The 13465-nt window shown below is 67.7% G+C and carries 7 protein-coding genes; 2 read left to right on the forward strand and 5 right to left on the reverse strand.

Annotation, left to right across the window (positions count from 1 at the left end; translation table 11 throughout):
• Window positions 1–8: 8 nt before the first annotated feature.
• Window positions 9–587 (reverse strand): GNAT family N-acetyltransferase, encoded by a 579-nt coding sequence (locus SNE35_RS17585; protein ID WP_320424231.1) that lies wholly within the window; start codon window positions 585–587, stop codon window positions 9–11.
• Between the two features lie 440 nt (window positions 588–1027).
• Here SNE35_RS17585 and SNE35_RS17590 point away from each other — a divergent pair, with 440 nt between their 5' ends.
• Entirely contained in the window at window positions 1028–6385 is a 5358-nt protein-coding gene (locus SNE35_RS17590) for a diguanylate cyclase (protein ID WP_320424232.1), read from the forward strand.
• Between the two features lie 33 nt (window positions 6386–6418).
• Here SNE35_RS17590 and SNE35_RS17595 read toward each other — a convergent pair whose 3' ends face one another.
• A complete protein-coding gene (locus SNE35_RS17595) occupies window positions 6419–8719 on the reverse strand; it encodes an FdhF/YdeP family oxidoreductase (RefSeq protein ID WP_320424233.1) in 2301 nt (766 codons plus the stop codon).
• A 232-nt stretch (window positions 8720–8951) separates the two neighbouring features.
• Here SNE35_RS17595 and SNE35_RS17600 point away from each other — a divergent pair, with 232 nt between their 5' ends.
• Window positions 8952–9593, forward strand: coding sequence for a PEP-CTERM sorting domain-containing protein (locus tag SNE35_RS17600; RefSeq protein ID WP_320424234.1), 642 nt, complete (start codon window positions 8952–8954; stop codon window positions 9591–9593).
• Window positions 9594–9653: 60 nt separating this feature from the next.
• Here the strand turns inward: SNE35_RS17600 and SNE35_RS17605 are convergent, their stop codons facing one another.
• The 3 genes from SNE35_RS17605 to SNE35_RS17615 form a co-directional block, all read right to left on the reverse strand.
• Window positions 9654–11165 carry an aldehyde dehydrogenase gene (locus SNE35_RS17605; RefSeq protein ID WP_320424235.1) on the reverse strand — a complete coding sequence of 504 codons (1512 nt, stop codon included), beginning with the start codon at window positions 11163–11165 and terminating at the stop codon, window positions 9654–9656.
• 48 nt (window positions 11166–11213) lie between these two features.
• Window positions 11214–12599, reverse strand: a complete 1386-nt coding sequence (locus tag SNE35_RS17610) for an MFS transporter (RefSeq protein ID WP_320424236.1) — start codon at window positions 12597–12599, stop codon at window positions 11214–11216.
• Between the two features lie 68 nt (window positions 12600–12667).
• Complete coding sequence (locus SNE35_RS17615; protein WP_320424237.1) at window positions 12668–13399, reverse strand: enoyl-CoA hydratase/isomerase family protein; 732 nt, start codon at window positions 13397–13399, stop codon at window positions 12668–12670.
• Window positions 13400–13465 lie beyond the last annotated feature (66 nt).

The raw sequence follows: 13465 nt of genomic DNA on the forward strand, positions 1-13465 counted from the left end.
GGTCCGGCTTACGCGGCCAGTCGCGCCTCCAGGCGCTCCCGCACGGTCGGCCACTCGTCATCGATGATGCTGAAGCGCACCGAGTTGCGCTTGCGGCCGTCCGGCATGATTCGCTCGTGCCGGACGATGCCTTCCTGCTGGGCACCCAGCCGAAGGATGGCGGCGCGGGAGCGCAGGTTGATCTCGTCGGTCGTGAACTGCACCCGAACGCAGTTCAGTTCCTCGAACGCATGGCGAAGCATCAGGTACTTCGCCTCGGTGTTCACGAAACTCTTCTGGAACGACGCGGCAATCCAGGTGCTGCCGATCTCCAGCTTGCGGTTCCTCGGGTCCATCTTCCAGAAGCGGGTGGAGCCGATGACGCGACCGGACTCGACCAGTTCCGTGGCGAACGGCATCACATGCCCGGCCTGCCGTCCCTCGAGCGCTGCCGCGATGTAGCTGGCAACCGTCGCCTCGGACGGAACAACGGTGAACGGCAGCTTCCACAGTTCGCCGTCGGAGGCGGCCTCCACGAGCGCGGCCGCGTCGGAAACTTCCAAGGGGCGTAGTCGAACGCGAGGGCCTTCGAGCGTGGTCTCGGGCATGGAGGGTGGATTCATCGGCAGTTGGGCTCGGGGACGGCGGCAGCCAATGTGCCATAGCCTGGAATCGCCGCTGCAGTCGTCCGTGCCCGCGACCAGCCGAACGTCCTACAGCGCGAGACGGCCCTCTCCTGTTCCTGCCGGCTGCGCTCCGTGAGACATTGAAGTCGTCGGAACGCTCGTGGAAAGCTCACTTCAGCTGCAAGGCCAAGTCAGCCGAAACCACACTTCCCGTTCCGTCAGGCCCGGTCACGCAAGTGCCGGGTCTTCTTCATTCGACCTGCGATGAATGCTTACTTTGCGGTAACTCCCTACGAGGCAGCGCTCCATTCGGCGGAAGATTTGGCTTAAACCCGTTCGCAGTTTTGATGGGCCCCATAGCCTCCCAGCGAGGCCGACTACATTAGCGAGCATTCAAGACTGCATTGGGATCACGGGCGTAGATGGGCTTTCCGGTCGATAGCGACCCTGGCTACCGGCCTGGGGGAACAGTGGATGCTTGGAGGGTCACGGACGTCCTTCACCTGAGTCGGCGCTCCCACCTCGTCCGGGCCACGGACGAGCAGGGCCGCACGGCGGTGCTGAAGTTCCTGCGTCCGCCGGTGCCCAGCGTGCAGGAGCTTGGTCGATTCCGGCACGCGTTCGAGATCGCTTGCCGTTTCGAGCATCCAAACATCCTGCGCCCGCTGCAGTTGCAGAGCCACGCTGGCAGGCCCTATATGGTGCTGCCCGATCTTCACGCCGTGAGCCTCCGCGACCGCCTGCACGAGGGCGTGCTGGACAACGAGAGCGCCGTGCTGCTGGCCCTGCGCCTCGTCGACGCGCTGCGGGTCATCCACGCCCAGGGCGTCATCCATCGAGACCTGAACCCCGGCAACATCCTGGTGTCGCCGCAGGGCCTGACTGTGGTGAGCCTGACGGACTTCGGCCTCGCCGCCGAGATTTCCAGCGAGCGCCCGCTGCTGCTTCGGGCCGACGTTGTCGAGGGCTCGCTGTCCACGCTGGCGCCGGAGCAGACGGGCCGCATGAGCCGCGACGTCGACTACCGTGCCGACTTCTACAGCCTGGGCGCCACGCTGTTCGAGGCGCTCACCGGCGAGCCGGTTTTCGCCTTCAACGACGCGGCCCAGGCCGTGCACGCACACCTGGCCCTGCCTGCACCGCTGGCCACACAACGCCGCGCTGACGTCTTCGCGCCGCTGGCGAGCATCATCCGGCACTGCCTGCACAAGGATCCGGAAGTCCGCTACCAGAGTCACCAGACGCTGGAGCAGGACCTGACCCTGTGCCTCAACACGCTGCGCGCGGGCATGGAGCTGCGCGATTTCCAACCCGGGTTGGGCGACCAGTTGGGCCGCTTCCAGATCAGCGGCCGCCTCTATGGCCGTGAAGCGCCGCTGGACCAACTGGCCGATGCCTTCGAGGCTGCCGCGACGGGCCCCTGCCGGCTGGTCGCGGTGGCGGGTTTCTCGGGCATCGGCAAGACATCCCTGGTCACCGCCGCGCACCGCAGCCTGCTGGCCCAGCGAGGCAGCTTCGCCGCAGCGAAGTTCGACCAGTTCGGTCAGGACCGGCCCTATGGCGCACTGCTGAGCACCCTGGCCCAACGCGCCCGGCAGATTCTGGCGCTACCGCCGCAACGCCAGCAGATCTGGCGCGAGCGCCTGCTCGGGCAGCTCGGCGTCAACGCGGCCGTGGTGGCGGAGGCCGTACCGGAATTCCAGGCGCTGCTGCCCGAGGCCCCGGCTCCGCTGGCGCTGGGACCCGCCGAGTCGGAGAACCGCTTCCTGCGCAGCATGCGGCTGTGCCTGTCGGCGCTGGCGGCGGAGGGCCAGCCGCAGACCCTGTTCCTCGACGACCTGCAATGGGCCGACCGCGCCTCGCGCCGGCTGCTGCGTGAATGGGTCACCGACGCGGGCCTTCAGCACACCTTGTTCGTCATTGCGTACCGAGACAACGAGGTACCTCCCGAACACCCATTCAGCCAGGACCTGCTCGAATTCCGCGAGCTGGGTCCGCGCTTCCTGGCGCTGCAAATGGGCCCGCTGAGCCTGGCCAGCAGCACGCTGTTGCTGGCCGACAGTCTCCAGCGCAGCCCGGAGGACGTGACCGAACTGGCCACGCTGTGCCAGGCAAAGACGGCCGGCAATCCCTTCTTCCTGCGCCGCTTCCTGGAGGACCTGGTCGCGCGCGGCCTGGTCTTCTTCGATCAGGGCAGCCAGCACTGGCAATGGTCGCTGGCCAGCATCGCCCAGGCGCAGATGGCCGAGAACGTCGTGGCGCTGATGGTCGAGCAGTTGCGCGCGCTGACGCCGGCGTGCCGGCACGCGCTGACGGTGGCCGCCTGCCTGGGTGCCCACTTCGACCTCGCCACCTTGGCGACCGCGCTGAACCGGCAAGCCCCAGTCGTAGCCGGTGCGCTGATGCCTGCGCTGCAGGGCCAACTGATCGTGCCGGCCAGCCAGCTCTATCGCTACGCGCCGCTGCTGGACGAGGCCGAAACGGCGACCAGCGAAGTGCGTTACGCCTTCGCCCATGACCGTGTGCAGGAAGCGGCCTACCGGCTGGTCTCGTCCGCCGAGCATGCCGAGCTGCACCTGCGCATCGGCAGGCTGCTGCGCTCACGGCACGAGCCGCCTCACCTGCCCTTCGAGGTGCTGAAGCACTTCAACGCCGCCGGCGACCTGGTGTCGGATCCGGCCGAGCGCGCCGAGCTGGCCGCTGCCAACGAGCAGGCCTCGGTGCGCGCGATGAATGCCGCGGCCTTCGATCTCGCCGCCGACTACGCCGACCGCGCGCTGGCCCTGCGCGCCGAGAGCGACTGGGCCAGCGAGCCTGAGGCGCTGCTGCGCCTGACGCTGCATGCCGCCCGCATGGCCTACCTGGCCGGCCGCGGCCAGCGGATGGACAGCCTGCTGGACACGGGACTCGCCCGGGTGCGCACGCACATGCAGGCGGGCCGCGAGCAGCAGGCGCAATTGCTCGAAGTGCGAATCGAGGCCTTCTACGCGCAGGGCCAGCTGACCGAGACCCTGGACCTGGGCCTGCAGGTGCTGGCCATGCTGGATGCCGAGCTGCCGCAGGCCGGCACGCCGCAGCAGGTCGTCACGCTGATCGCGGCGGCCAGGGACGAGATCGTGGCCATGGGCTTCGACAGGCTGACCGAGCTGCCGCCGATGGACGACGCGCGCATCCTGCAGCTGATGTCCCTCAGCGCCAAGATGACGGCCGCCGCCTACATCGCGCGGCCGACCCTGCTGCCGCTGCTGACCGTATTCCAGGTGCGGCTCATGCTGCGGCACGGACACGTGCCGGGCGCCCTGTCCGGCTACTCGGTCATGGGCCTGATGTGCGCCGAGTTCCTGGGCGATTACGCCTTGGCCTACCGACTGGGCCGCATGTCCATGGATCTGGTGCAGGCGCACGGTTGGCAGCAGGTCTACGCGCACGCCAGCTTCTCCTTCAACGCCTTCCTGAGCCACTGGATCGATCCGCTGCCGCAGAGCCTGCCCGGCCTGATGGCCACCCACCAGAACGGCCTGGAGTTCGGCAATCTGCGCCACGCCGGGCTGGGCCTGTATGTTCACGACTACCACGCCTTTCTGGCCGGCCAGCCGCTCGCGCCGCTGGCCGCCAGCCTGGAAGCGCACGAGCTGGGCCTGCGCCGCATGCGCCAGCCGGTTGCCGCCGACTACGAGAGCGCCCTGCTTGCCACGGTGCGCACCCTTCAGTCGCCCGACCTGCCCGAACACGTCTTCGGCGACGAGCTGGCCGACATCTACGCGCAACGCAAGGACCAGACCGGTCTGATGTTCCTCCACGCCTGGCGCGCGTTGCTGTTCTTCCTGGCCGAGCGCCACGAGCCGGCGCTGCGCGAGGCCCAGGCCGCAGCCGGCCTGTTCGCTGCGGCGCGCGGCATGCACGCCGTGCCGCTCGTCGTTTTCATCGGCGCGATGGCCGGCCTGCGCATCGGCGCCGATCACGCCGTCGCGAACGCCGAGGAGGCCTTGCAGAAGCTCGGCCGCTGGAACGCCGCCGGTCCAGGCACCTTCAGCGCGAAGTACCACATCCTGTCCGCCGAACTGCTGGCAGCCAAGGGCCAAGCGTCCCTGCCTGAATGCGAACGCGCCGTCGCCAGCGCCGGCACGCCTCTGGATGCCGCACTCGCCCAGCGCACCCGCGCGCAACTGCTCCCCGAAGGATCGGCGGCACGCCAGCAGGCACTGGCCGAGGCGCGCCTGCACTTGCTGCAGTGGGGTGCCGTCGGCGCCGCTGCCGCCCTGCCCCTGGCGCAGCCGCGACCCCTGCAATCGGAACGCGGCGATGCGGCCGACGTCAGCAGCCTGATGAAGGCCATGCAGGCCGTGACCCGCGAGGCCGCGCTGCCGCAGCTGCTGCAGCGATTGACCGAAGTGGTGGCCGAAAATGCCGGCGCGCAGCGGGCCGCCATCGTGCTTGCCGGGTCGGCCCAAGGCGACGGGGCCGATCCGTCCTCGCGCTGGTGGCTGCAGGCGGATGCGAGGCTGCCCGCCGAGGCACGGGTGCTGGATCACATCGCGCTGGAGGACGCCGCCGAATTGCTGCCCTTGGGCGTGCTGCGGCCGGTCTTGGCCACCGGCGCCACGGTGCTGATCGACGATGCCCGCAGCGATGCCGACGCTTCGGCCGAGCCCTACTTCCGAGCACGCGGCACGCGCTCGGCCCTGTCGGTCGCCCTGGTCAAGCAGGGCCGCACCGTCGGTGCGCTCTACCTGGAGAACGACTCGGCCAGCGGCGTGTTCACGCGCGGACGGGTCGAATTCCTGGAACTGCTCTGCGCCAACGTGGTCAACGCCGTCGACAACGCGCGCCTGGTGGCCGAGTTGCAGGCGCTGACTTCGAGCCTGGAACGGCGCGTCGAGCAACGCACGCTGGAGTTGCGCAAGACCGAAGAGCGGCTGCGCGCGATCCTGGACAACGCGCCGATGCCGATGACGCTGACCCGGCGCAGCGACGGCGTGCTGATCTACGCCAACGAGCCCGCGGCGCGCACCGTCAACCGCCCGCTGAGCGAGATCGTCGGTCGGCCGGCGCGCGGCTTCTACCGCAATCCGCAGGAGCGAGAGGTCATTCTCTCCAAGTACCACTCGCAGCAACGGCTGAGCAGCGAGGAAGTCTGCCTGGTGGCCGCCGACGGCAGCGACCGCTGGGTGCGGCTGTCCATGGTGCCCGTGGTCTACAACGACGAGGTGGCCGACCTCACCACCATCGTCGACATCACCGAGCGCAAGACCCTGGAGCTGGAACTGCAGCGTCTGGCCACCACCGATTCGCTGACCGGCGCGGCGAACCGCCGCAGCTTCCTGGAACATGCCAGCGCCGAGATCGCCCGGTCCCGCCGCTACGACATGCCGATGGCCTTGTTGATGCTCGACATCGACCACTTCAAGCTGATCAACGACAGCCTCGGTCACGCCATGGGTGACGATGCCCTGCGCACCGTCCATCAGGAATGCAGCAAGCTGGTGCGTGCGCAGGACGTGATCGGGCGCCTCGGCGGCGAGGAGTTCGCGGTATTGCTGCCGCAGACCAGCCACGAGGCTGCCATGGGTCTGGCGGAGCGGCTGCGCCAGCAGATCGGCGGCATCGCCCTGCGCAAGCCCGATCAACCGCCCGATTCAATACACAAGGTGACCGCCAGTTTCGGCGTGACCGTGCTCAAGCCGGACGACCGCCTCGTCGACGACCTGCTGTTGCGCGCCGACGAGGCGCTGTATCTTGCCAAGCGGCGCGGGCGGAACTGCGTGGTCGGCAGCGCTTGAGGCGCTTGCTTGGCGGACACCCGCTCCGCCAGATCAAGGTCCATCGGAGCGAGCGATGCGCACCGGGATCGACTTGTACGACGGCGTCCCGCTCTCCTGGTCGATGTAGTCCAGCGGCACGAGTACGTTGGCCTCCGGGTAGTAGGCCGCCACCGTGCCGGGCGCGATGTCGTACTCGATGACGGTGATGCCGTCGAGCCGCTGCGCGCGGCCGCCGGAACTGGTTTCGATGAGGACGAGGTCGCCATGTTCCAGGCTACGCTCGGCCATGTCGACGGGGTTCATGAACAGCACGTCCCGGCGGCCGAAGACGCCACGATAGCGGTCATCCATGCCGTAGATGGTCGTGTTGTACTGATCGTGGCTGCGGATCGTGACGAGGCACAGCACGCCCTCGTCCCAGGCGACGTAGCTCTGCCGCAAGCCGGGGAAGACCGAGAAGATCGCCTTGCCGGATGGCGTCGGCCAGCGGCGCTCGGTCGGCGGCAGTGGCATGCGGAAGCCGCCGGGCACACGGATCCGCGCGTTGTAGTCGTTGAAGCCGGGGATGGTGCGCTCGATCAGCGCTCGGATGCGGTCGTAGTCCTCCACCAGCTGCATCCAGGGCACACGCGTCTGCGGCAGCGTGGCCGCGGCCATGGCCGCCACGATCGCCGGCTCGGAGCGCAGGTGCTGCGACGCGGGCCTCAGCCGGCCGGCCGAAGCGTGGACCATCGACATCGAGTCCTCCACCGTGATCGACTGCGGGCCGCTGGCCTGCAGATCCAGCTCCGTGCGGCCGATCACCGGCAGGATGATGCTTTCCCGGCCGACCAGCAGATGCGAGCGGTTGAGCTTGGTTCCCATGTGAACCGAGAGGTCCAGCTTGCGCATCGCCGGGAAGCTTTGCTCGGGGTCCGGCATGGCCACCGCAAAGTTGCCGCCCAGGCAGATCAGCACCTTGGCGTAACCGGCCACCATCGCCTGCATGGTCTTGACCGCGTCGTTGCCATGATGGCGCGGCGGCTCGAAGCCGAATTCGGCTTTCAGACTGTCGAGGAAGGCCTCGCTCGGCTTCTCGGAGATGCCGACGGTACGGTTGCCCTGGACATTCGAATGGCCGCGCAGCGGGCAGATGCCGGCGCCGGGCTTGCCGATATTGCCGCGCAGCAGCAGTAGGTCGGCGATCAGGCGGACGTTCCAGGTGCCGGTGTTGTGCTGGGTCAGGCCCATGCCGTAGGTGACGATGGTGGACTTCGCCTTGGCGTAGGCCGCAGCCACCAGTTCCAGGTCCGCGCGCTTCAAGCCGCATTCGCGTTCGATGTCGCCCCACGCTGTCATGGCCAGATCAGCCGCGAGCGCCTCGAAGCCTTGCGTGTGCTCGGCAATGAAGGCGTGGTCGAGCACATCGCCCTGTTCGGCCTCCAGGGCCAGCACCGCCTTCATGATGCCCTTGAGCGCCGCCGCGTCTCCGCCCGCCTTCACCTGGAAGTAGGTCGACGCGATATTGGTCGAGCGAAACGTCGCCATCTCGACGATGTCCTGCGGATCCGCGAAGCGCTCCAGTGCCCGTTCGCGCAAGGGATTGAAGACGATGATCGGCACCTTGCGGCGCGCGGCCTCGTGCAGCGTTCCCATCATGCGAGGGTGGTTCGTGCCGGGGTTGTGGCCCATCGAGATGATGAGCTCGGTCTCCTCGAAGTCAGCCAGCGAGACCGTGCCCTTGCCGATGCCGATCGACTGCGGCAGGCCCACACTGGTCGCCTCGTGGCACATGTTCGAGCAGTCGGGAAAGTTGTTCGTGCCGAACTCGCGCGCGTAGAGCTGGAAGAGGTAGGCCGCCTCGTTCGACGCCCGTCCCGAGGTATAGAACTCGGCACGGTCCGGCGAATCGAGGCCGCGCATCACCTCGCCGATGCGTTGGAAGGCGGCCTCCCAGGCAATCGGAACGAACTTGTCCGTCGCCGCGTCGTAGGCCATGGGCTCCGTCAGCCGGCCGAAGTCTTCCAACTGGTAGTCGCTGAAGTCCCGCAGCAGTTCCGTCACCGTATGACGGGCAAAGAACTCCCGGGTGACGCGCTTGCTGGTCGCTTCCCAGGTCACGGCCTTGGCACCGTTCTCGCAGAACTGGAACGTGGACTTGTGCTCCTTGTCGGGCCAGGCGCAGCCGGGGCAGTCGAAGCCGGTGGGCTGGTTGGTGCGCATCAGCACGATCGGCGCCTCGAGCACTTCAAACGCATCCATCTGCTGGCGTACCGCATTAGCGGTGGCCTTCAGCGCGCCCCAACCGCCGGCCGGGCCGTCGTAGCGTCGGACGCCCGGGACCTCTCGCCGCTCGCATCCCTTTCCGCCCATTCCACCCTTGCCGCCGCCACCCATCGCTACCTCCGTCGGGAATCGTTGATCGTCGAATCTACTTTAGGACGAACACGTGGCAACGAAGGGATCCAGTTCGGGTCCTAGGGCTAGAACACAGATGGCCGATGAGTCCGCCTTATTGATGAGGCGCCGCGGGTGCTCATGTTGACGGGCAGCTTGCCGGTTCGCAGACTGCCATGCAGTCGTGAATCGAACCAGGAGTCATCGCATGGACCGACATCTTGCTGCCCGTTACGTCTGCGTCGGCATGCTGGCGATCGGCATGACCGGGTGGGCACAAGCCTCGCCCGTCACGGTGACCCAGTCGCTGGACCTGCCCACCGTGGCGGCCTTCGGCACCTTCACGACGGCGGAGGCCACGCTGGCCGGCTGGTCGTCGCTCTGGCCCTTCACCTCGGCCGCTCAAATCAGCGCCGTGACGCTGAGCTTTACCAGCACGGACCGCAGCTACAACGACCCTGCCCTGTTCCCCACCGCCTCCGGCGGTGGCGTCCCGGGCGTGGAACTGGGCTTTCTCCTGCAAGGCAGCAGCAGCCGCATGGCGATCGCCTCGGTCAACGCGGCCGCCCCTACGGTCGCCGTCACCGACGCCGATGCCGGCCTCTACGACGCCTTGCTGGCCGCGCTGCTTGATGGTGCGGCGACCTTCAGCCTCGGCGGCTTCATCAACTACCCCAATGCGAACCCGGCGTTCAGCGAAGGGGCGGTGTTCACCGGCGGCACACTGACGGTCCGGGTCGACGGCATCCTGGCCGATGCCACCGTGCCGGAGCCAGGCTCCCTGGCCCTGGTGGTGCTCGCGCTGGCGGCCGGCGTCGAAGCGCGACGCCGCCGGTATCAGGCGGCCTGAACGCCCTGAGCACCTGAAGCGCCTTGAGCGCCTGAATCGAGGTCCGCAGACCTCAAGCGCTCAGTTGAGCCGCTTCGCCGTGCCGTCGTCGTTATACCAATCGATCGTCTTGCCGCTCATGTTGAGGGTCACCGACCTGGGTTCGGTGAACTGATCGAAGGACTCGATGCCGGTCTCGCGGCCGGTGCCGCTCTGCTTGAAGCCGCCCCAGGGTGAGGCCGGGTCCAGGCGGTGGTGATCGTTGATCCACACGATGCCGAAGACCAGCTTGGATGCGACGCGGTGGGCGCGTGCGACGTCTTGCGTCCAGATCGATGCGGCCAATCCGAACCGTGTGCCGTTCGCAATGCGCAGCGCCTCTGCCTCGTCTTCGAAGGGCATGACCACGGTCACCGGCCCGAAGACCTCTTCCTGCGCGATCTCCGAGGACGGGTCGGCGTCGTACAGGGCGGTGGGCTGCAGGTAGAAGCCCTCGCCCGCTCCGCTGGCGGCGCTGCCGCCGGCCAGCAGCTTGGCGCCGTCCTTCACCGCGCGATCGAGCATGGCGAGGATGCGATCCCGCGAGCGGGCCGAGATGACCGGGCCGAGCTGGGTGCGCGCATCGGACGGGTCACCGACGCGGATCGACTGGATCTTGGCGCGGAAGCGTTCGAGGAACTGCGGATACATGCTTCGCTGCGCCAGGATCCGCGCGCCGCACACGCAGGTCTGGCCGGCACCGATGAAGGCCGCGAAGGCCGCGCCGTTGACGGCGCGCTCGAGGTCCATGTCGTCGAACACGATGACCGCGCCCTTGCCGCCCAGCTCCAGCGTCGATTTGGCGAAGCTCCGCGCCGCTGCCTCGCCGATGCTGCGGCCGACCTCGGTTCCGCCGGTGAACACGATCTTCTTGATCAGCGGGTGCGCAGCCAGGGCCGCGCCGGCCACGCGGCCTTCGCCGTTGACGACATTGACGACCCCGTCCGGCACGCCGGCCTGCTTGAGCAGGCCCACAAGGCGGACCGTCGTCAATGGCGTCTGCTCCGAGGGCTTGATGACCACGCTGTTGCCCGTCGCCAGGGCCGGCGCAAGGCTCTTGGACAGGATCATCAACGGATGGTTGAACGACGTCATCAGCGCCGCGACGCCGAGAGGCACGCGCTGCGTGTAGCTGAGGTAGTCGCCCTCGATGGGGATCACATCGCTTCGACGCGTCAGCGCGAGCGCCGCGAAGTAGCGATAGAACTGCGGCAGCCGGGAGATCTGCGCCCGCGTCTCGCCGATGGGGCGGCCGTTGTTGAGCGTCTCCAGGCGGAAGAACGCTTCGATGTCGGCCTCGAACAGGTCGGCGAACTTGTTGAGGATACGGGCGCGCTGCTGCACCGGCAGGTCGCGCCAGACGCCGCTCTCGAACGCCGCATGCGCGACGCGGACCGCCTGGTCCACATCCGCCTCGCCCGCCGCTTCGAGGCGGCCGATTTCACGTCCGCTGGACGGATCGACGACGGGCATCGTCTGGCCCGTGCTCGACGCGACGAACTCGCCGCCGATGAACAGCTTCGCGTCGTAGGAACTTTGAACTGCTTCAGTCATGGATACGCTCTCACTCGATGGAGCCGACACAGCGCCGGCCGGGAAAATTCAGTGCCGCGCCTTGCTCAACGGCATCGCCGATGGATGGCTGGCGTCGCCCTCGCCGGGCTCCACCAGCGACTCCAGCCCGCGGCGGCTCGACTCGATGCCCAGCAGCGCCACGACGAAGATCTGCACGATCAGCAAGGTGATCATCAGCGCCAGCACGCCCATCACGCCGTAGTTGCCGAACAGCGAGACCACCAGAAAGGGCGAGCCGATCGTCGCGCCGCGTCCGAAGGTATTGCAGATGCCGGAAGCCCGCAGGCGAATCTCGGTGGGGAACAGCTCCGGCACGTACATGCCGAACAGCAGCGCGACCAGCACGTAGATCGGGATCACCAGCATCAGCCCGACGATCGGCAGCAGGATCGGGTCGGACACGAAGGGATAGATGGCGCCACACAGTGCCGCAGCGGCGGAGGCGCCGATGATCATCGGCTTGCGGCCCACCTTGTCGGCCGTGAAGGCACCCAGCATCGCTCCGATCGGCGCGCCGAGGGACATCACCAGCGAGAAGGCGAAGGACTTGGCGATGGTCATGCCCTCCTTGACGAAGAAGGTCGGCAGCCAAGTGACGAAGCCGTACAGCAGCGTGTTGATGACGATCAGCACGATGGAACCGACGACCATCCGCGTGAAGAGCGGCCGGGTCAGCAGCGAGCCGAGCTCCCGCGACGCGGCCTGCACGCGTGTGTTTTGCGGCGCGGGCAAGGGCCCATGCTCGGACTCGACCTCGGCTTCGATCTTCCTGATGAGCGATTCGGCCTCGGCATTGCGGCCGACGGATTCCAGCCAGCGCGGCGACTCGGGCAGCGACTTGCGCGCGTACCAGACGCCCAGCGCGCCCAGGCCGCCGATCACGTACATCACGCGCCAGCCCAGGCTGGGCACCAGCAGCAGGCCGATCAGCGCGCTCACCGGCAGCCCCGTCACCACATAGGCCGCCATCAGCCCTTGCTGGCGGCCCCGGGCCTTCGGCGGCACGAACTCGGCCAGGGTCGAATAGCCGACCACGTTCTCCGCACCGAGACCCAGGCCCATGAAGAAGCGGCAGACGATGAGGAAGCTCATATTGGGCGCGAAGGCCGAGGCGATCGACGCGACGCCGAAGACGGCCAGGTTCGCCTGGTAGCTGAAACGCCGGCCGTAGCGGTCGCCGAGGAAGCCCGTGCCCAGCGAGCCCAGCATCATGCCGAGGAAGGTGATGGACACGAAGAGCGCGTTCTGGCCCAGCGTCGAGAAGCCGGACTGCAGGGTCGCGCCGAGCACGGTCGACGCGATGTAGATGTCGAACCCGTCGAAGAACATGCCGATGCCGATCAGCCACATGATCCGGCGATGGAATCGGGACATCGGCAGGCGGTCGAGCCTGGCCCCGGTATTGATGTTCATGCTTGTCTCCTCGTTGACTTTTGGCGCCGGTCGCTCGCCGGCCGTTCGATGCGGTGCGGGTTCTCGCCTCAGGACCCGGATTGCAATCTCAAGGTGCTGAGGGTCAGTGCATCGTTGGCGCGCAGGAAGTTCTGCGCGACGCTGGCCTCGCTGGCCTCGAGAAAGAAGGACTTGCAGTCGCGCACCCCGACGGCGTCCAGCGCCAGGATGCTGTCGACCAGTGCGGCCGCGCTGGATGCCAGGACCTGCGGTGCGCAGACCTCGGTGACCAGGCCCGCGGCCAGAGCGCGTGCCGGCGTGAATTCGCGCGCCAGCAGCACCAACGGGAACACCGCCTTGGGCAGTCCGTAGTTGCCGAGGTAGGCCATGATGGCCGCCGGCGGCAGGCCCTTGCGCATTTCCGGGAAGGCAAGCCGGGCCGTGCTGGCCACGAGCGTGAAGTCGCACAGCATCGCCAGCCCCATGCCGAAGCCGAACGCATCGCCCTGCACTTCCGCCACCGTGATCAGCCGGGTCGTGCGCAGCGCCTGCTTCAAGGCGAGCAGCCGGGCGACTTCAGCATGGATCGCCGCAGCATCGCGCCCGGCCCGCTCGCGCCCGGTGCAGAACACCGGGCCGTTCGCCCGAAGGCGCAGGACGCGGCTGGTCGGCCGGTGAGCAAGCTCGCCGAGCGTCGCCAGCATCGCATCCATCATGGCGCCGCTCACTTCATTGCCGTTCTCCGGCGAGTCCAAGGTGAAGGTCAGGACATCGTCGGCGTGCGAGATGTGAACGCCGCGGGTGGTGTTGATCGTTTGCATAATGGGCGCCATCTATCGAATTGAGTTCAGTGTATACAGGGAATACTGTGTCCACAATACGCGCTC

The organism is Roseateles agri, from assembly GCF_034043675.1.
Taxonomy (GTDB): Bacteria; Pseudomonadota; Gammaproteobacteria; order Burkholderiales; family Burkholderiaceae_C; genus KK5.

What these genes read in the sequence shown, in the direction of transcription:
- SNE35_RS17590 (WP_320424232.1), top strand. Translation starts at nt 1,028, where the DNA reads ATGGGCTTTCCGGTCGATAGCGACCCTGGCTACCGGCCTGGGGGAACA.
- SNE35_RS17585 (WP_320424231.1), bottom strand. Translation starts at nt 587, where the DNA reads ATGCCCGAGACCACGCTCGAAGGCCCTCGCGTTCGACTACGCCCCTTG.
- SNE35_RS17615 (WP_320424237.1), bottom strand. Translation starts at nt 13,399, where the DNA reads ATGCAAACGATCAACACCACCCGCGGCGTTCACATCTCGCACGCCGAC.
- SNE35_RS17605 (WP_320424235.1), bottom strand. Translation starts at nt 11,165, where the DNA reads ATGACTGAAGCAGTTCAAAGTTCCTACGACGCGAAGCTGTTCATCGGC.
- SNE35_RS17610 (WP_320424236.1), bottom strand. Translation starts at nt 12,599, where the DNA reads ATGAACATCAATACCGGGGCCAGGCTCGACCGCCTGCCGATGTCCCGA.
- SNE35_RS17595 (WP_320424233.1), bottom strand. Translation starts at nt 8,719, where the DNA reads ATGGGCGGAAAGGGATGCGAGCGGCGAGAGGTCCCGGGCGTCCGACGC.
- SNE35_RS17600 (WP_320424234.1), top strand. Translation starts at nt 8,952, where the DNA reads ATGGACCGACATCTTGCTGCCCGTTACGTCTGCGTCGGCATGCTGGCG.